The 19,534-nt window shown below is 53.6% G+C and carries 18 protein-coding genes; 1 reads left to right on the forward strand and 17 read right to left on the reverse strand.

Annotated elements, in window-relative coordinates; all coding sequences use genetic code 11:
* The first annotated feature begins 110 nt into the window (after window positions 1–110).
* The gene (locus PT964_RS00690) at window positions 111–1,397 is read left to right on the forward strand and encodes an MFS transporter (protein ID WP_274361378.1); all 1,287 of its coding nucleotides are present in this window, start codon (window positions 111–113) and stop codon (window positions 1,395–1,397) included.
* On the opposite strand, the gene PT964_RS00695 is transcribed toward PT964_RS00690, so the two are convergent.
* From PT964_RS00695 to PT964_RS00775, 17 genes are all read right to left on the reverse strand, one after another.
* Complete coding sequence (locus PT964_RS00695; protein ID WP_274361379.1) at window positions 1,351–2,442, reverse strand: undecaprenyldiphospho-muramoylpentapeptide beta-N-acetylglucosaminyltransferase; 1,092 nt, start codon at window positions 2,440–2,442, stop codon at window positions 1,351–1,353. The two genes, PT964_RS00690 and PT964_RS00695, sit on opposite strands and share 47 nt — an antisense overlap.
* 62 nt (window positions 2,443–2,504) lie before the next feature.
* A complete protein-coding gene (gene rsgA / locus PT964_RS00700; RefSeq protein ID WP_274361380.1) occupies window positions 2,505–3,569 on the reverse strand; it encodes a ribosome small subunit-dependent GTPase A in 1,065 nt (354 codons plus the stop codon).
* Window positions 3,570–3,844: 275 nt separating this feature from the next.
* Window positions 3,845–4,294, reverse strand: a complete 450-nt coding sequence (locus PT964_RS00705) for a YlbF/YmcA family competence regulator (RefSeq protein WP_274361381.1) — start codon at window positions 4,292–4,294, stop codon at window positions 3,845–3,847.
* A 15-nt stretch (window positions 4,295–4,309) separates the two neighbouring features.
* Window positions 4,310–5,797 carry a tRNA (N6-isopentenyl adenosine(37)-C2)-methylthiotransferase MiaB gene (miaB, locus tag PT964_RS00710; protein WP_274361382.1) on the reverse strand — a complete coding sequence of 496 codons (1,488 nt, stop codon included), beginning with the start codon at window positions 5,795–5,797 and terminating at the stop codon, window positions 4,310–4,312.
* Between the two features lie 144 nt (window positions 5,798–5,941).
* Window positions 5,942–6,511, reverse strand: a complete 570-nt coding sequence (pduL, locus tag PT964_RS00715; protein WP_274361383.1) for a phosphate propanoyltransferase — start codon at window positions 6,509–6,511, stop codon at window positions 5,942–5,944.
* A gap of 89 nt (window positions 6,512–6,600) precedes the next feature.
* Window positions 6,601–7,467: a 2-oxoacid:ferredoxin oxidoreductase subunit beta gene (locus PT964_RS00720; RefSeq protein ID WP_274361384.1), complete on the reverse strand. Its 867-nt coding sequence runs from the start codon at window positions 7,465–7,467 to the stop codon at window positions 6,601–6,603.
* Between the two features lie 3 nt (window positions 7,468–7,470).
* Window positions 7,471–9,207 carry a 2-oxoacid:acceptor oxidoreductase subunit alpha gene (locus tag PT964_RS00725; RefSeq protein WP_274361385.1) on the reverse strand — a complete coding sequence of 579 codons (1,737 nt, stop codon included), beginning with the start codon at window positions 9,205–9,207 and terminating at the stop codon, window positions 7,471–7,473.
* 189 nt (window positions 9,208–9,396) lie between these two features.
* The gene (locus PT964_RS00730) at window positions 9,397–10,359 is read right to left on the reverse strand and encodes a dipeptidase (RefSeq protein WP_274361386.1); all 963 of its coding nucleotides are present in this window, start codon (window positions 10,357–10,359) and stop codon (window positions 9,397–9,399) included.
* 92 nt (window positions 10,360–10,451) lie between these two features.
* Complete coding sequence (locus tag PT964_RS00735; protein WP_006286829.1) at window positions 10,452–10,712, reverse strand: stage V sporulation protein S; 261 nt, start codon at window positions 10,710–10,712, stop codon at window positions 10,452–10,454.
* A gap of 138 nt (window positions 10,713–10,850) precedes the next feature.
* Window positions 10,851–11,654 carry a TIGR00282 family metallophosphoesterase gene (locus PT964_RS00740; RefSeq protein WP_274361387.1) on the reverse strand — a complete coding sequence of 268 codons (804 nt, stop codon included), beginning with the start codon at window positions 11,652–11,654 and terminating at the stop codon, window positions 10,851–10,853.
* A gap of 60 nt (window positions 11,655–11,714) precedes the next feature.
* Window positions 11,715–13,259 (reverse strand): ribonuclease Y, encoded by a 1,545-nt coding sequence (gene rny / locus PT964_RS00745; protein WP_274361388.1) that lies wholly within the window; start codon window positions 13,257–13,259, stop codon window positions 11,715–11,717.
* A gap of 230 nt (window positions 13,260–13,489) precedes the next feature.
* Window positions 13,490–14,170 (reverse strand): RecX family transcriptional regulator, encoded by a 681-nt coding sequence (locus tag PT964_RS00750; RefSeq protein WP_274361389.1) that lies wholly within the window; start codon window positions 14,168–14,170, stop codon window positions 13,490–13,492.
* 75 nt (window positions 14,171–14,245) lie between these two features.
* Window positions 14,246–15,301, reverse strand: a complete 1,056-nt coding sequence (gene recA, locus PT964_RS00755) for a recombinase RecA (protein ID WP_274361390.1) — start codon at window positions 15,299–15,301, stop codon at window positions 14,246–14,248.
* 183 nt (window positions 15,302–15,484) lie between these two features.
* Complete coding sequence (locus PT964_RS00760) at window positions 15,485–16,735, reverse strand: competence/damage-inducible protein A (protein WP_274361391.1); 1,251 nt, start codon at window positions 16,733–16,735, stop codon at window positions 15,485–15,487.
* A gap of 242 nt (window positions 16,736–16,977) precedes the next feature.
* A complete protein-coding gene (gene pgsA / locus PT964_RS00765) occupies window positions 16,978–17,553 on the reverse strand; it encodes a CDP-diacylglycerol--glycerol-3-phosphate 3-phosphatidyltransferase (RefSeq protein ID WP_274361632.1) in 576 nt (191 codons plus the stop codon).
* A gap of 2 nt (window positions 17,554–17,555) precedes the next feature.
* The gene (gene rimO / locus PT964_RS00770; RefSeq protein ID WP_274361392.1) at window positions 17,556–18,887 is read right to left on the reverse strand and encodes a 30S ribosomal protein S12 methylthiotransferase RimO; all 1,332 of its coding nucleotides are present in this window, start codon (window positions 18,885–18,887) and stop codon (window positions 17,556–17,558) included.
* Between the two features lie 135 nt (window positions 18,888–19,022).
* The gene (locus tag PT964_RS00775) at window positions 19,023–19,511 is read right to left on the reverse strand and encodes a YajQ family cyclic di-GMP-binding protein (protein WP_274361393.1); all 489 of its coding nucleotides are present in this window, start codon (window positions 19,509–19,511) and stop codon (window positions 19,023–19,025) included.
* Window positions 19,512–19,534: the final 23 nt, after the last annotated feature.

Genomic DNA, 19,534 nt, shown 5'->3' on the forward strand with positions numbered 1-19,534 from the left:
TTTTTTGTGCGCGTTCTTTTATCGAGAATGATGAAAGAGGTGATATAATAGAATAGTTTGCTCTATTCATAGATTTTACGATTACTATATGCTTCTAAGGTGGTATGACCTTGTCTCTCGTCACGGAATGGCTGCAATCGTACCGGGGCTTTCACTGGAACATAAAGCGGTTCATGATGTTTTCGCTGCTTTGGAATGTCGGTATGGGCGTCTTCGGCGTCCTTTATAATTTATATATACGCTCGCTTGGCTTTGAGCAGGCGACCGTCGGGCATACTGTAGCGGCGACTACGATCGCAACCGCGCTGATGCTTGTCCCCGCAGGCGTCCTTTTCGACCGTCTGGGCGCGAAGCCCGTTGTGCTCGCAGGCCTGCTGGGAGCGACGGCGGCCTTTACGCTGCGATGCATAGCCGTCTCCGAGCCGTCGCTCATCGCAACCGCCTTCCTCTCCGGCTTGCCGGCCGCCTTCGTGCAAGTGGCGGCTCTGCCATTGCTGGCGGAAAATTCGACGCCGGAGCAGCGCACGCATCTGTTCAGCTTTCACCAAGCGCTCGTCATGTTTGCGAATGTCATCGGCAACGTCGGCGGAGGCGCTTTAACGGACGCTTTGCAAGCCTGGTTCGGCTGGCCGCTTGCATCGAGACTACGATTCAGTTTGCTGCTCGGCATCGCCATATCGTTTCTCGGCATTTTGCCGATGCTTTCCGTTCCCGGCCGAGGACAATCGGCATCCGGGCGGAATGCCGATTCGCTCAAGCCTTCCGAAGGACGCATCGAGCGGATGAGGAACCATATGCGAAATCATAAAGCGTCGCTGCAAATCATCGCCTGGTTCGCAACGATCGGCTTGATGACTTCGATCGCAGGGGGCTTGATCGTTCCGTATTTAAACGTGTATTTTTCGGACCGGTTTCACTCGTCGAGCACGACGATCGGCATACTCATTGCGCTCGGACAAGCGGCGACGGGCGTTGCGTTCCTGTTTGGTCCGAGAATCGCGAACGCATTGGGCGACGTAAAAGCGGTCGCTCTACTTCAGCTCGCTTCGATTCCGTTCATGCTCATCACCGCGTTCTCCACTCAATTTTTGTTTGCCAGTACGGGGTACTTATTTCGGCAAGCCCTTATGAACGCAGCTAATCCGATGTATATGTCGCTAATGATGGGCCGCGTGGAAAAATCGCTGCGGGGCTTGGCCAACAGCATTCGCGACGCCGTATTTCAGCTCGGCTGGTTTATCGCGGCGCCGATCAGCAGCTACATCGTCATGGCCCAAGGACCGTACTGGGGTTATGTGTACGTATTCAGCATTACGGCAACGGTTTATGCCGCAACGTCCGTTTTGTTTTTCATCGTTTTCCGCCGTCATGAGAAGAACGGGCGGTCTCTTCAATAAGCCGAATGAGCTTCGCGAGCGCATCCGTCTCCCCTTGGCGCCGCATGGCTTCAAGGTAGTTTTCTTTATTCGCCGCAAGAAAGCGAACGGCCTTGAGCAGCGTTTCGTTCGTGAGCGATTCTTCCTCCAGCACCGATGCAAACCCGCGCGAACGGAACGATTCCGCGTTCAATATTTGGTCCCCGCGGCTGGCGGCTTTCGATAACGGAATGAGCAGCATCGGCTTGCGCAGCGCCAAAAACTCATAAATCGAGTTCGAGCCCGCCCTCGAAATAACGAGATCCGTCATCGCCAATATGTCCGGCAGCTCATCCTTCAAATATTCGAATTGGCGATAGCTGCCGGATTCAAGCGCAGGCTCCGCGTTTCCTTTGCCGCAAAGATGCACGATCTGAAACTGTTCCGACAGCGCAGCCAAATTGTCTCTCACCGCTTTGTTAATCCGCTGCGACCCGAGGCTCCCCCCCATAATGAGCAAGACCGGCTTACCTTTTGTGAAACCGCAAGCTTGAAGCCCTTTCTCTTCCTTGCCCTTGAATAGATCCTCCCGAACGACGGCGCCGACATGAACCGTTTTGTCGCCGGAAATATGCTTCTTTGTCTCCGGGAACGTCGTGCATACCCGCTTGGCGAACGGAATGGACAGTTTATTGGCAAGGCCGGGCGTCAAATCCGACTCGTGTATAATCGCGGGCACTTTGTTCATCCAAGCTCCCATTACCACCGGAACGGACACAAAGCCCCCTTTGGAAAACACGATATCCGGCTTCAGCTTCTTCATCAACCGGTACGATTGCCATACCCCTTTTACCACCTTAAAAGGATCCTTCACATTGTTCCAGTCAAGATACCTTCGCAGCTTACCCGTGGCAATGGAATGGTACGTTACGCCCGGAAGACCCTCCGTAAGCTCCCGTTCGATTCCGCCCGCCGAACCGATATAATGAATATTCCAGCCCTCATTTCGAAAATGAGGGAGTAACGCCAGATTAACCGTTACATGCCCCGCCGAGCCCCCGCCCGTAAATACAATCGTCCTTGTCACGCTCAAGTCGCTCCCCTTTCGTCAATACAAAACCTCTGAGAGCGCCTCAGAGGTTTTTGCTGTTACTCGTGTTTTATCGTTTGGGCGAATTGGCTTCGCTTTTTTTGCGTCTTTTTCTCCAGCATTCTTAATCTTTGATCTTCCTTGCGGGCGATATAGGCGTTCTCCGCAAGCAGCTTCCGATAATTGGCGAACCGCCCCGCTTCGAGCTTTCCGTCCCGAACCGCCTTACGAACCGCGCAATCCGGCTCCCGTTCATGGGTGCAATCGGCAAAACGGCACTGCGCGGCGAGCGATTCGATATCCTCGAAGCCTCCCGACAGCCCCTCCGACGCTTCCCATAAGTGAAGCTCCCGCATGCCCGGCGTATCGATGACGATGCCGCCGGTTGGGGCGACCAGCAGCTCGCGATGCGTCGTCGTGTGCCTGCCGCGGCCGTCCTCTTCGCGGATATCGTTCACCTTCTGGACGGCTGCGCCAAGCAGCGCGTTCACGAGCGTCGATTTCCCGACGCCGCTCGATCCGAGCAGCGCTGCGGTTTTTCCGTCCGATACATACGGAAGCAGCGCATCGAGCCCCGCTCCCGCTTCCGCCGAAACGGCGTGAATCGGAACGCCCATCCCAACCGAGTCGGCCATGGCGATATAATCGTCGAGCCGATCGGCGGCCAAATCCGCCTTGCTCAATATAATAACCGGCTCGGCCCCGCTTTCCCAAGCGAGGATTAAATACCGCTCCAGCCGGCGCAGGTTGAAATCTTGATTTACCGCATTTACAAGAAACACGGTGTCCACGTTCGCCGCAATGATTTGCTCCGACGCTTCATTCCCGGCGATTTTCCTTGAAAACTTGCTCTTTCTCGGAAGCACGGCGTGAATCGTCGCCTTGCCTTCCGACGGCCGCGCGGCAACCGCCACCCAATCGCCGACGGCGGGCAAATCTCCGCGCGCCTCCGCTTGGTACCGCAGCTTGCCGGACAGCTCGCTGAGCAGCTCTCCGTGCTGCGTCCGGACCCGGTACATTCGTTTGTGCTCCAGCACGACACGCCCCGGCTCCAGTCCTTCCGCGCGGTACGGTTCCCATTGCCGCTCCCACGCATCATTCCATCCGTATTCCTTCAGCTTCAAATAGGATCCTCCTTGGCATGAAAGCCGCGGAAAACCCGGTATCGTAAAAGTGATGTGTCGTGATTACCGGTGAAGCTCCGCAGCCTCTTTTCGTTGTTGACTTGTGCGGCAGTTACGTGTAACGTTCCAAACATTCACCATACAACATCACTCCTTCATATTAGCTTCCAAACATTCTCATTATATGTGTAAAGCCGGACCTTTTTCAACTCCAAAGTAAAAAAGCCGCACTTCGGTCCATGAACCGAAATACGGCTTTAAGCAGGCGCTTTCCGTTAAGAGGCGGAGCTTTCGGAATCCAATGCAATTTTTTCCGAAAGCGTGTCGCGAATAACGTTGAAGATCGTTTGGAGCAGGTAGTTCAAATCCGCCTGCGACTGCCGAAACTGGCCGACTACCGGATATGCGTCGAGCCGGTCTTGCAGCTGCTCGATTTCGGCTTCGATCTTCTCGACCATCGCCTTATTTTTGAACGTCGTTTCGAAGGCGACGATTTCCTTCTGCTTCTTCTTAATCGAGGAAATCAACTGCTGAATTTCCGCATGCTGGTTCACTTGCTTCTCCGCTTTGCGAAAAATTTCAACCTCATCCGATGTGGAAATGGCAGCCGCCAAGTCCTTCGCCATCTTCATAATATCTTCCCTAACGAGCAAATCCTTCAATTGATACGATTCGATCGCGCAACCGCTGCCGTGGTCGCCGTCATGGTGCCATTTGTTAGCCATTGGACTGAGTCTCCTTTACATGTTGGCCGCAGCCGGTGCCGATTCGTTCGCCAACTCGCCTTTGATGAACCATGTCATCGGTTCGGTAATCGTCACTTGCGCAAACTGGCCGATCAACGACTTCGGACCTTTGAAATGAACGAGCTTATTCGTGCGAGTTCTGCCCGATAGCACGTCCGGATTCGTCTTGCTCTCGCCTTCTACGAGAACCTCAACCGTTTGCCCGCGGAGCCGGTCGTTCGCCTCTTTGCCGATGTCGGCCAGAAGGGCGTTCAACCGCTGTAGCCGCTCCTTCTTTACTTCCTCGGGAATGTCGTCCTGCATCGCGGCAGCCGGCGTTCCCTCGCGAGGGCTGTAAATAAACGTGTATGCCGAATCGTACCGAACTTGCCGGACAAGCGACATCGTATCCTCGAACTGCTCATCCGTCTCTCCGGGGAAGCCGACAATGATGTCCGTCGTCAGCACGACGTCCGGGATCGCCCGCTTAATTTTGGCCACAAGGTCCAAATATTGCTCTCGCGTATATTTGCGGCTCATCTTCTTCAAAATTTCCGTATTGCCCGATTGTACCGGCAGGTGGATATGTTCGACCATATTGCCGCGGCGCGCGAGCACCTCGATCAGATGGTCGTCGAAATCGCGCGGATGGGACGTCGTAAACCGAATGCGCGGAATGTCGATCTTCTGGATATCCTCCATTAAATCGCCGAACCGGTACTCGATATCTTCGAAATCTTTGCCGTACGCGTTCACATTTTGGCCCAGCAACGTAATTTCCTTATAGCCTTGACGCGCGAGCTCGCGCACCTCGGCGATGACATCGTCCGGACGGCGGCTGCGCTCCTTGCCGCGAGTGTAAGGTACGATGCAGTACGTGCAAAATTTGTCGCAGCCGTACATAATATTGACCCAAGCTTTCATGCCCTCGCGCTTTTTCGGTAAATTCTCGACGATGTCGCCTTCCTTCGACCACACTTCAACGACCATTTCTTTGCTGAAGTAAGCTTCTTGAAGCAAATTCGGCAGCCGGTGAATGTTGTGCGTGCCGAAGATCAGGTCGACGAACGGATGCTTCGTCAATATCCGGTTCACGACGCCCTCTTCTTGAGACATGCAGCCGCATACGCCTAGCACCAGGTTCGGTCTTTGTGTCTTTAAGCCCTTTAGATGGCCCAACTCTCCGAATACTTTATCCTCCGCGTTCTCACGAATGGCGCAAGTGTTCAATAGAATGACGTCGGCCTCTTGCTTATCCTCCGTCGCTTCGTAGCCCATCGCTTCGAGCATGCCCTTCATCGTTTCCGAGTCGTGCTCGTTCATTTGGCAGCCGTAGGTGCGGATCAAATACTTTTTGCCTTCGCCGAAATGTTTCATTTCTTCCGGAAGCTCAAAGTCGTAATGTACCTGTATATCTTCTTTCCCGCGTTTTTTCGCATCTTTGTAGGAAGGAGGCTGGAAATATTTCGAATAATCCTTCTGTTTCGTATTGGTATTTGTCATCTATCGTTCACCTCTTAACTTCAAAGGTTAGAAATCGTATCAGTAACGCATACATTTCATTATTATAGCATAACTCTTATGAAAACCGAAAAAAAACGATTCCCAGTAATGGATTGGACCATTCCGGAAATCGTTCGAGATGGCTTACAACATAATCGTTCCCGTATCCCCGTTCTTGACGCCGGCGCCGTTCGCCTCGTCCGTGTCGATATGCATATCCAGCGCAAACTGATCGGATACGCGGCAAACTACATTTTCGAATACGACCGCCCGCTCGCCTTCCACCCGGACACTCACGGTTTGCTTGTCCGATATGCCGAACCTGGCCGCATCGTCGGTATGAAAGTGTATATGCCGTGCGGCGACGATAACTCCTTGCTCGATCGTAATTTCGCCTGCCGGACCGACAATGGTGATGCCTGGCGTTCCGTCAATGTTACCGGATAACCGGACCGGCGGATTCACGCCGAGAGCGAAAGCATCGCTGCGGGATATTTCAAGCTGCGTGTTGCCTCGAGCGGGACCGAGAATTCGGACCTTGTCGAATTTGCCTTTCGGGCCGACTACAGCGACCGTCTCTTCCGCGGCGAACTGTCCCGGTTGAGACAGCGGCTTCATCTCCTTCAATTGATAACCAGGGCCGAACAGCTTTTCAAAATGCTCCGGAGACAAGTGAATATGTCTTGCCGACACACCAATCGGAATCGTTGCCAATGCAGTCTCCTCCTTAGATGAGTGTTACTTTACCCTGTTTCTTATATGTAAAGAGGCATACGGTGTTGAGACCGTATGCCGTATTTGGATTAACGGAATTCCGCAACCAGTTTGTTGAACTGCTCTTCCGTGAGCTTAATATCTTGCTTCGCAAGCGCTTCTTGTTTGAAGCCTTTATAAAGATTTTCATACGATTTCTTCGACTTGTCTTGATAAATCAAGCCGGTCAGCATGCCGCCGGTTTCCATCAGCTTCGTCATGGCGCCGATGCGGTTCGACGGATCGTAATCGTTCTGCTCGTCGAGATCGACGATGTGCTCCTTAAACCAATCGTACGTGTTGATCTTGTTGAACGTTACGCAAGGGCTGAATACGTTAATGATGGAGAAGCCCTCGTGCTTGATGCCTTCTTCGATCAACGCCGTAAGCTGCTTAATGTTGCTGGAGAACGACTGAGCGACGAACGTAGCGCCAGCGGACAGTGCAAGCTCAAGCGGATTGAGTGTCGATTCGATCGAGCCTTCCGGGGTCGATTTCGTCTTGAAGCCTTCTCCGCTTCGCGGCGAAGTTTGGCCCTTCGTCAATCCGTAAATTTGGTTGTCCATGACAATGTACGTAACGTTAATGTTGCGGCGAATCGCGTGAATCGTATGGCTCATACCGATCGCAAAGCCATCTCCGTCACCGCCGGAGGCGATAACTGTAAGCTCGCGGTTAGCCATCTTCAAGCCTTGCGCGATCGGCAGCGCGCGGCCGTGAACGCCGTGGAAGCCGTAGGCGTTAATGTAACCGGAAATACGGCCGGAGCAGCCGATCCCGGAAACGACTGCCAAGCTCTCGGGTTCGAGGCCGATATTGGCAGCGGCGCGTTGAATGGCTGCTTGTACGGAGAAGTCTCCACAGCCCGGGCACCAGTTCGGTTTTATATTGTTACGGAAATCCTTAAATGTTGCCATGGATTATATCAACTCCTTGCAGCCGGTATGAATTTCAGATGGCAAGAATGGCGTTCCGTCGTATTTCAAGAACTTCTTAATTTTGTCTCCGTGACCGACATGCAGCTTGATTTGATCGGCAAGCTGGCCGGTTGCGTTGTTTTCTACAACGATAACGGTTTTCGCCTTCTCGACATGCGGAGCAACGAGATCCGTCGGGAACGGGAACAGCTGGCGAACCGTCATATGGTTCGTAGTGATGCCGTCCTTCGCCAAACGCTCGCGCGCTTCGTCGATCGTTCCGCCCGTCGAGCTCATTCCGACGATCAATACGTCAGGCGTATCGCTCTTCACGTCGATGTGGATCGGGTTCGTAATGCGGACGCTCTCGAGCTTCTTCATCCGCTTATCCATCATCTTCTTGCGGTTGGCCGGGCTCTCGGAAGGACGCCCTTCCTCGTCGTGCTCAACGCCCGTCACGTGGTGCAAGCCGTTCTTCATGCCCGGAATGACGCGCGGCGAAATGCCGTCTTCAGTAACTTCGTAGCGTTTGAACAGTTTGTTATCCTCGAGAGCCGGAAGCTCGCCCGCTGCCAATGCGCCGCGATCGATAACGATTCGGTTGTAATCGAGCTCTTCGGCGGTTTGCTTGCCGAGAGACAATTGAAGGTCCGTTACGAGAATGACCGGGCATTGGAATTTTTCCGCAAGGTTGAACGCCTCGATCGTATCGTAGAAGCACTCTTCCACCGTGCTCGGCGCGATGACGATTTTCGGGATTTCACCGTGCGTTCCGTAAATCATGGCGTTGATATCGCTTTGCTCTTGCTTCGTCGGAAGGCCTGTGGACGGTCCTCCGCGCTGTGTGTCGACGATAACGACCGGCGTTTCGGTCATGCCCGCAAGGCCGATCGCTTCCACCATCAAGGAAAGACCCGGGCCCGCCGAAGCGGTCATCGCCCGAACGCCGCCGTAGTTGGCGCCGATCGCCATCGTAACGGCCGCGATCTCGTCCTCGGTTTGGATGACGGAGCCGCCGAACTTGGATAGAGCTTTCACAAGGTATTCCATAATTTCGGAAGCAGGCGTAATCGGGTAGGCCGGCATGAAGCGGCAGCCGCCGGCTACGGCGCCAAGGCCGATCGCGTCGTTGCCGATCATGAACAGCTTCGGTTTGCCGTCGGAAGGCTCCAATTGGAATTCCTTCAAAGAGCCGCCCGCTTGCTCCAGGACGTTCTCCGCACCGCGGCGCACCGCTTCGATGTTCTTCTCTACGATGGCAGGACCTTTGCGGCTGAATTCTTCTTCAACTGCTTTATTAAATACTTCCAGCGGAAGTCCGAGCAAAGCCCAGGACGCACCGGAAGCAACCATGTTCTTAAACAAAGACGTGCCGAGTTCTTCCGCAATCGCCGTAATCGGAACCGCAAACAGCTTCGCGTCGACCCCTTCCGGGACCGTCGGATTAAACTTCGCGTCCGCCACGATGACGCCGCCTTTACGCAGCTCGTGAGCGTTAAAGTCGATCGACTCTTGGTCGAAAGCGACAAGAATGTCCAAATCGTCCGAAATTGCGCGAATCGGTTTTGTGGAGATTCGGATTTTGTTGTTCGTATGGCCGCCCTTAATCCGAGAGGAAAAATGACGATAGCCATACAGGTAATACCCTAATCGGTTCAGCGCCGTCGAGAAAATCCGGTCGGTACTTTCAACGCCTTCGCCTTGTTGTCCGCCGATTTTCCAAGACAATTGACTAATCAACTGAGGTCCACTCCTTTAGTGGCAAATAATAGTGAAGATTGAAGTGAGACAAAATATTAATATTTGGTAAAACATCAACTTAAATCATGTTAAGTTTATGTCTTAAACAAATAAAAAGCAAGCCATTTGACCGTTCTTCAAATATAGTATTTTTCGATGGTTTTCATAGCAAAATTAGATGGATGCCTCTTATCCATTATTAGCTTCCGGAAGCCATTTTATATAAAAGGATGTAAAGTTTTTTCCCATAAATCCTTCCACTTGCTCCGGCGAATACCGCTTATGAAGCTCATTTTCCAATAAATGCAGTTTTCCGGGATGCTCGAGGTGTTTCACCCATTCGGAAATGCCGTCAAAATCCGACCCGAAGCCCGTCTTGGAAACCCCGCCCAGCTCGCATACCCGCTCAATATGCGTTAATACATCGTCGATCCCCGCTTCTTTGCCGTCGCTCCGCAAAAAATACGGAACGAACGTAATTCCGATTCGGCCGTCCAAGGCGATGATCGCCTTCACTTGCTCGTCGGTAAGATTGCGAGGATGATCGCAAATGGCGCGCATATTCGAATGGGAGGCGATAAACGGCCGCTTGCCGAGCTCGGTCAGCTCCCAGAACGCCTTCTCCGACAAATGCGACACATCCAAGGTCAAGCCAAGCGAATCGCATTCTTCGATCAGTTTCTTGCCGGCATGGGTAAACCCGCCGCCGCGCGCCTCCCGCGCACCGTCCGCAGCCCAGTTCGCGAAATTCCATGTCAGGCCCAGCGTCCTTACGCCCAAATCCCAAGCGATGCGCAAATAGGTGAAATTCGCCTCCAAGCCGTCCGCGCCTTCAAGCGTAAGCAGCGCTCCGATTTTCGTCTCCGCCGGTTGAAGCACCTGCTCCAAATCCTCCTTGGTTTGAATAAAGCGCATCCCGGGGTGAGCCGCTACATGCCGCCTAAACAGATCGACGCTTCTTAATACGGCGTCGAACGGCCTGCCGTTCCATTCCTCCGGAATATAGATGGCGAATGCTTGAACCGCCATGTCTGCCGATTTCAACCGCTGATACGTAACGTCCAGCCGCGCGTCGTCTTCAAAGCGGGTATTCGGGTAAATGAGCATTTTGCTCAAAGCGTCGCAATGCAAATCCATCCGCTTCATAACCATCGTCGATTCCTCCCTTATCCGGATACGCATAAAAAAACCTGTCTACTGTGTAAACAGGTTCATGGAATATGAAAAACCTTTCGCATCATTCGTTATCTTGGCTCCACTATAAGCTTAATCGCCGTCCGGTCTTCTCCATCGATCACAATGTCGGTGAAGGCAGGGATGCATATCAAGTCGACGCCGCTCGGAGCAACGAAACCCCGGGCGATCGCTACCGCTTTGATCGCTTGATTGAGCGCCCCCGCTCCTATCGCTTGCAATTCTGCCGCTCCCCGTTCGCGCAATACACCAGCTAATGCGCCTGCCACCGAGTTAGGATTGGATTTTGCTGACACTTTTAATACTTCCATAGGTATGGACCTCCTCGGGAAAGCTAAAAAATTACTCTGGTACCTATATCTATTCGCCTAGGTACAGAATAATTCCTCCCGTAGAGATCGGAACATTCGAAATATTACACACAATTCAGAAAAGTTATGATCGCAGGTTTACTCCATCCGGAACTCGTCTTCATAGATTCGGATGAGCTGAATTTTGGAAGCGCGTCCGGTCGCTTCATCCATGTCAATCGCCGCCGCGTGAAACTGGTACTTCCCGTCGTCCGCCGTAAAGCGAACCGGCAATTGCGTTATAAATTTGCGAATGACCGCTTCGCGCTCCATACCGAGAATTCCTTCGCGCGATCCCGTCATGCCGACGTCCGTAACGTATGCGGTGCCGCTTGGGAGCAGCTGCGCATCGTTCGTCTGCACATGCGTGTGCGTGCCGACAACGGCGGATACTTTACCGTCCAAATACCAGCCGAGAGCCAGCTTTTCCGATGTCGCTTCCGCATGCACGTCGACCAGAATGCACTTCGATTTTTTCTTAATTTTTGTCAAAATGTCGTCCATCGTCCGAAACGGGCAATCGAGCGGCGGTAAAAAGGAGCGGCCCATCACATTCACGACAGTCAGCTCCTTCGATCCGTTGGCAACCGTCATATACCCATTACCGGGCGTGCCCGCCGGATAGTTGGCCGGCCGAACGATGCGGCGCTCGGAATCGATCCAATCGAAAATATCTTTGTTATCCCACGTATGGTTTCCCATCGTAATGCCATGAACGCCCTGCTCGAAAAATTCATTGGCGATGGCTGCCGTAATGCCTTTGCCTCCCGCCGCATTTTCGCCGTTCACGATAATAATGTCCGGGCGAACCTTCGATTTGAGCTGCGGCAAATTTTCCTTCAGCGCCTTGCGGCCCGCCGAACCTACAATATCTCCAACAAACAACACCTTCACGCTCGTCATCACCTCTAGTGTTAAAGAAGAAAAGTGGCTTACGATAAGCCACTTTTCGTAGTTTGCGTATTATTTTGCGTACTCAACCGCCCGCGTTTCGCGAATTACGGTGACCTTGATATGGCCCGGATAATCGAGCTCGCTCTCGATCTTCTTCGTAATGTCTCTCGCCAAACGGAACGCTTCGGTATCGTCAATCTTATCCGGCTGCACCATGACGCGAATTTCGCGTCCGGCTTGAATCGCATACGATTTCTCGACACCTTCGAACGATTCGGAAATTCCTTCGAGACGCTGCAGACGCTTAATATACGTCTCAAGCGTTTCGCGGCGCGCTCCCGGTCTCGCGGCGGACAATGCATCCGCGGCGCCTACCAGCATAGCGATGACCGATGTCGCTTCCGTATCGCCGTGATGCGAAGCGATACTGTTGATAACAACAGGATGCTCTTTGTATTTCTTCCCAATTTCCACGCCAATTTCAACATGAGAACCTTCAACCTCGTGGTCGAGCGCCTTACCGATATCATGCAGCAAGCCTGCACGCTTCGCTAGGGTGATATCTTCCCCGAGTTCTCCGGCCATCAACCCGGACAAATAAGCGACCTCCATCGAATGCTTAAGCACATTCTGGCCATAACTTGTCCGAAACTTCAAGCGGCCCAAAATTTTGATAAGATCGGGGTGAAGACCGTGTACTCCCACTTCAAACGTCGCTTGTTCACCGTACTCGCGGATTCGTTCGTCCACTTCTTTACGGGACTTTTCGACCATTTCTTCGATCCGTGCCGGGTGTATGCGTCCGTCGGCAACGAGCTTCTCAAGCGCGTTGCGCGCAACCTCCCTGCGAATCGGGTCGAAGCCGGAAAGAATGACGGCCTCCGGCGTATCGTCAATAATAAGATCGATGCCGGTCAGCGTCTCCAGTGCCCGGATATTGCGGCCTTCGCGCCCGATAATACGGCCCTTCATCTCTTCGTTCGGCAGCGATACGACGGATACCGTCGTCTCTGCGACGTGGTCGGCTGCACAACGTTGAATCGCAAGCGAAATAATTTCTCTTGCCTTCTTGTCGGCTTCTTCCTTCGCCTGCTGCTCGATTTCTTTGATCATTTGCGCTGTCTCAAGACGAACCTCATTCTCCACATTGCTGAGAATAATATTTTTCGCCTCTTCCGTGGTCAAACCGGAAATCCGCTCCAGCTCTTCAACCTGCTTGCGGTAGAGACTGTCGATGTTCGCTTGCGTTTCTTCGACACGCTTCTCTTTGTTGGCAAGCTGCTCTTCCTTGCGTTCAAGGGAATCCAGTTTTTTATCCAGCGTTTCCTCTTTTTGCAGTAACCTTCGTTCCTGTCGTTGCGTTTCGTTCCGACGTTCACGAATGTCTCGTTCGGCTTCGGAGCGAAGCTTGTGAATTTCGTCCTTCGCTTCCAAAACCGCCTCTTTTTTCAGCGCCTCGGCTTCCTTCGTCGCATTCTCAAGTATGTTCCGAGCTGCCTCTTCTGCACTCGAAATTTTTGCTTCGGCTAAGGACTTGCGAATAAAGTAACCGATCCCTAAGCATGCTGCGCCAACAACGAGAGCGATGACGATTGTGACCCATGGTTCTACCATCCCAGTTCACCTCCTCGTTGCCACACAACGGTTGAGCTTAGGCGTTACGGCCCAACGATGTGTCCTAGTTGTTCAATTGTCCATTTCGTAATCCAAAGCTTTGTTGTTCATAGTTCGAGCGTTCAGATGATGAATTGGCGAGTAAAAATGTGAATATACTATTTCATTGTAGCTTTCAGCCGAGAAAAATGTCAAGCAACCGACTATTCCCAGAAGCCGGCGCCCGGAACCTATTCCCAAGACCAATCCTCCACAGCATCGTCCCATTCGTCGCCCGTATCCGCCGTTACGCTGCTTACCGCACTCTTGACGATGCCCGCTGTATATCCTCGCCGGGCCAAGAAGGCCGTCAGCTTGCGCTTCGCTTCTCGCGGATCGCCCTTATGCCCCATCGTTCTCCAGCGCTTGCGCGCAATGTCCGTCGCCGAAGCGAGCTCTGCTTCCTCATCGATTTGCGTGAGCGTCGTCTGTACGATCGAACGGTCGACCCCTTTTTGCAGGAGCTCCTGGCGAATCCAGTTTTTCCCTTTCCCGTGAGAAACAAGTCGTTCTTCAGCGACCGTTTGACTGAATCGCTCGTCATCCACATAGCCTTGGGCGCGGACTTTAGCGATCACCTCGTCCACAATCGCCGCTTCATATTTGTGCCGGTTCAAGTATCGTTTGATTTCCTTCTCGGTACGCTGCCGGCTCCCGAGCCAACGCAGCACCCTCAAGTACGCGCTTTGCAGCTCGTCCTCCCGCAGCACCTCTTCCAGCTGGCCCGGGTGAACCGTTGCGCCTTTCATTAGCCGATGCTTAATGAGCACGTCCTCATGGACCCCGAACGCGAATTCCCCGTCGATAAATATGTTGTACCGCTGCTTCTGCTTTGCTTGCCGTTCCACGGCCGTAATTACGCCTTCGCGCACGGCATCGCCGCCTCCTTCTCTCCGTCTATATGGAAAGACACCCGCTGAAGCGCAGCGGGTGCCCTGTACATTGCTTTATTCTGCCTCTTCCAAATCATCGAAATCTTCGTCTTCATCATCGTTGCCGGTAATCGGATGAACGGAGCCGACTAAGTTCGCCGCCTCGCGAATTTGTTTCTCGATCGCCGCCGAAACCGCCGGATTATCCTTCAGAAACTGCTTCGCGTTCTCGCGGCCTTGACCGAGGCGGTCGCCGTTGTACGAGAACCAAGCTCCGCTCTTCTGAACGATGTCCATCTCGGTTCCGATATCGATGATGCTGCCCTCTTTCGAAATGCCTTCGCCGTACATGACATCGACATCGGCTTGCTTGAACGGAGGCGCCACCTTGTTCTTCACGACCTTGATGCGCGTCCGGTTGCCGACCATATCGTTGCCCTGCTTGATCGTCTCCACCCGGCGCACTTCCAAGCGGACCGAGGAGTAGAACTTTAAGGCGCGGCCGCCCGGCGTCGTCTCGGGATTGCCGAACATGACGCCGACCTTCTCGCGCAGCTGGTTGATGAAAATCGCGATCGTCTTGGATTTGCTGATCGCGCCGCCCAGCTTCCGGAGCGCCTGCGACATCAAGCGCGCCTGCAAGCCGACATGCGAATCGCCCATCTCGCCTTCGATCTCCGCCTTCGGAACGAGCGCAGCGACCGAGTCGATGACGATAATGTCAACGGCGCCGCTGCGTACGAGCGCTTCCGCGATTTCGAGCGCTTGCTCGCCCGTATCCGGCTGCGACAAGAGCAGTTCGTCGATGTTGATGCCGAGCTTTGACGCATACACCGGATCCAGCGCATGCTCCGCGTCGATAAACGCTGCTTGTCCGCCGCGCTTCTGTACCTCCGCGATGGCGTGGAGGGCGATCGTCGTCTTACCGGACGATTCCGGCCCGTATACTTCGATGATTCTGCCGCGCGGAAGACCGCCTACCCCAAGCGCGATATCAAGCGCGATGGAGCCGCTCGGCACCGTCTCCACTTGCATGTGTGCCGATTCTCCCAATTTCATGATGGACCCTTTGCCGAATTGCTTCTCAATCTGGCGAAGGGCATTCTCTAAAGCCGCTTTACGGTCGCTCACAAGAACACTTCCTTTTTTCCTTATAATTGAATCATACCTTGTTTTGACGCCGTTGCCAAGATTTTTTTCGAACATACATTCGTTTTTTTGTGACGAGCGCATAAAAAAACCGCAGCAAACGAACGTCGCCGCGGTGCTTCCGCTATAATGATTACTTTTTCATTATATAATCCGATCCTGTCATTAGGCAAGATGTATGCTGCGCCACAGATGAAATAATGCGGTTTTGGTCGCCCGAACCTTCACCATTTCCCGATTGCCCGCGAACTGATGACGGAATGCCTGGGCATTGCCGTCGGGATAGGCTACGCCGATATAGACGAGCCCTACGGGCTTCCCTTCCGACTCGGAAGGCCCTGCGACGCCAGTGACCGATATGCCCCAGTCCGAGCCCGTCAGCTTGCGTACGCCCTTGGCGAGCTCCAGCGCCGTCTGCTCGCTGACCGCTCCCGGAGCGCCGTCACCCTCCAGGAGCTCCATTGGAACGCCAAGGACGCCGTGCTTCACCGCGTTCGTGTAGCATACCACTCCGCCCTTGAGTACCGCGGAGCTGCCGGGAATGCCCGTAATCGTGTCGGCGATCATGCCGCCGGTGCAGCTTTCCGCGAGCGACAGCGTTTGGCCGTTCGCCGTCAACGCCTTTAATACAGCCGTTTCCAGCCCCACGTCCGCTTCGGCGTAGACATACTCCCCGACCCGCTCCAGGATGCGGCTCCGGAGCGCGGAAAGCTTCGATTCCGCTTCTTCGGGGCTTGCAGCCTTCGTGGCGAGGCGGAGCATGACCTCGCCTTCTTTCGCATATGGGGCAATGGTCGGGTCCGTCTGGTTCTTAATCAGATCGATCAGCCGATCTTCCAGAATCGATTCGCCGATGCCGGCAAACTTCAAAATATGCGCATAGAGAGGCAGCTTCTCGCCCATTACGCTTCGCAGCCAAGGGACGGCGTAACGCGTGAACATCGGCTTCAGCTCGCGCGGCGGCCCGGGCAGCAAGATGTAATGCGTGCCCCCGTGCGTCAGCGCGCTGCCTACCGCCATGCCGGTATCGTTGGCGAGCGGGTCGGCCCCTTCCACCATGAGCGCTTGGCGGCGGTTGTTTTCCGTCATGACGATGCCGCGTTCCGTGAAATACGCCTCGATCCGGCGGAGCGCCTCTTGGTCGTATACGAGTCCCCTGCCGAGCTGAGCTGCCAGCGCGTCTCTCGTAATATCGTCCATCGTCGGGCCGAGCCCGCCGGTGCATAAGACGAGATCCGCCCGTTCCTTCGCGATCGTCAGCGCCTGGCGAACTCTCGTTTCGTTGTCGCCGACCACGGTTTGAAAATATACGTCGATGCCGAGCCCTGCCAGCTCCTGCGATAGAAACTGCGCGTTCGTGTTGACGATTTGCCCGAGCAGCAGCTCCGTCCCTACCGCAATAATTTCCGCTTTCATAGTGATCTCCTCCTGGTAAATAACGTTACAGATGCCCAATTCCCAACCAGGCTATTCCAACGGAACATCTTTCCGTTGCAGAGCGCCTCACTCACTTATCGACCACCTCGAACGGAACTTAATTCCGCTGCCGCCACACACACTGCCAAACTAGCTACCTCCAACGGAGCTTGCCTCCGCTGCAAGAAATACAAAAAAGCGCCGAAAACAATCGTTTCCCCGGCACCTTCCCGTAACGCGCATTAGGCGTTTTCTATTACATTTTTATTTTTTACGAAATAATCGATCCCCGAATAGACGGTTATGAGCGCCGCGGCCCAAGTGATGAACACGTCGAACGGCACCCCGAATAAAGAAAACGGGAAATTGTTCAGCAGCAAATCTACGATCATCGTAATTTGGATGGCGGTTTTCCACTTGCCCCAGGCGCTGGCCGCCATAACGGTTCCTTCGAGCAGGGCGACCTGCCGAAGTCCCGTTACCGCGAACTCGCGGGAAATGATTACGATGGCGATCCAAGCGTCGAGCTTATCCATCTCTACCAGCGAAATCAGCACCGCCGCGACCAGCAGCTTATCCGCCAGCGGATCGAGCAGCTTGCCGAGGTTCGTCACCATCTTTCTGGAACGCGCAATATAGCCGTCTAAACCGTCCGTACTCGCAGCGACGATAAAGATGAAGGCGGCGATCAGCTGATTGTATGTAATGGAGAAATCGCCGAACCGGAGCTCCGGTACGTTGATTTCTGCCAGCAGGAAAAACATGATGATCGGGACTAAAAAGATTCGCGCCAATGTAATGCGGTTCGCTAAATTCATGCTCATGCCGAAACACCGACGCCGGATAAGTCGAAATCCATCGAGTGCGTAATGCGCACCCTCTGCAGCCGTCCGATCTCAGGAGAGCAGCCGGATACGAACACTTCGCCGTCGATTTCCGGCGCATCATACTGCGAGCGGCCGATATAAACGTCGTTCCGGCCGTCATAGCGCTCGATCAGCACGTCAATCTCTTTGCCGACAAACCGGCTGTTCGCTTCCTTCGATACCTCGCGCTGCACTTCCATGAGCGTATTGGCCCGGAACTCTTTCACGTCCTCCGGAAGCTGATCCGGCAAACGGGAGGCCGGTGTATTCTCTTCTTGCGAATACGTAAACACGCCGAGCCGGTCGAACTTCAATTCGCGGACGAACTCGACCAAATTGTTGAATTCCTCTTCCGTCTCTCCCGGGAAGCCGACGATGATGGACGTCCGCAGCACGGCATCCGGAATTCGCGCGCGAATTTTGCCGACAAGCTCGCGAACGTCCCGCTGTCTTCCCGGACGGCGCATCCGCTTCAACACCCGGTCCTCGCTATGCTGCAAAGGCATATCGATATATTTGCAAATTTTCGGATTCGATGCGATCGTATCGATCAGCTCATCCGTGAAAAATCCCGGGTACGCATAATGCAGGCGAACCCACTCGATGCCCGGCACTTCGCTTACCTTGTTCAACAGCGTCGGAAGCATAAAGCCGTCATAAAGATCGGTGCCGTAATTCGTAGAATCCTGAGCGATCAGCGAAATTTCCTTCACGCCCTGTTCCGCCAGAACGGCCACTTCCGCAAGGATCGATTCCATAGAACGGCTGCGGAACGAGCCCCTCATGATCGGGATCGAGCAGAACGTACAGTTGTTGTCGCAGCCTTCCGCAATTTTGACATACGCGGTATAGCGCGGCGTGGCAACCTTCCGCGGCAGCGCCTGATCGTAATTGAACACGGGATTTCCGACGAGAATCGGCTTCTTGCCGCGCAGCGCCTCGTCGATAATATCGTTGATTTTATCGAAATCGCCGGTTCCGACGATGCCGTCGATTTCCGGCATTTCCTGCATCAATACTTCTTTGTAGCGCTGCGTCAAGCATCCGGAAACGATCAGCGCCTTCAAGCTGCCGGTTTCCTTCAGTTCCGCCATATCGAGGATCGTGTTGACCGATTCCTCCTTCGCGGCATCGATAAAGCCGCACGTATTTACAATAATAACCGTTGCGTCTTCCTTATTATCTACAAGCGAATACCCGCGCTCCGAAACGAGGCCGGACATAATTTCCGAGTCGACCAAGTTTTTTTCGCAGCCGAGAGTAACGACTTTTATTTTTTCTGTCATGCCGCAAGTCCCCCAATTTTACCTTTCAATCGTTGCAATTATAATACAAGCCCAACACCCGAGTCAAAGAGGAAAAGTTCCCTAAAACCGCATCGGAAAAGCCGTTTCAAGGAACTTTCATGTTGGCGTGAACAGCTACTTCATATTTACGAATTGCAAATCCAGAGGCAGGTCCGCTCCGCGAAGCATCGCGATGACCGCCTGCAGATCGTCTTTACTCTTACCCGTTACGCGAATTTGATCGCCTTGAATTTGGGATTTCACCTTCAGCTTCGAATCCCGGATCATGACGTTGATTTTCTTCGCATCCTCCTGCCCGATGCCCATCTTCAGCTTCACGCGCTGGCGGACCGTACCGCCCGACGCCGGTTCGATTTTGCCGAACTCCATATTTTTGATCGAAACGCCGCGCTTCATCATCTTGCCCTGAAGAATGTCGACGACGCTCTTCAATTTATAATCGTCGTCGGAGACGATGACGAGCTCTTCCTTCTCCAATGCGATGCTGCTCTTGCTGCCCTTGAAATCAAACCGGGTTTCGATTTCCTTCTCGGCTTGCGTAATGGCGTTGTTCATTTCCTGCATATCGACCTTCGATACGATGTCAAACGAATATTCCGACATGAGCGAATCTCCTTCCGCTTTCT

It is taken from the genome of Paenibacillus thermotolerans (genome assembly GCF_028745515.1).
In the GTDB taxonomy this organism is placed as follows: Bacteria; Bacillota; Bacilli; order Paenibacillales; family YIM-B00363; genus Paenibacillus_AE; species Paenibacillus_AE thermotolerans.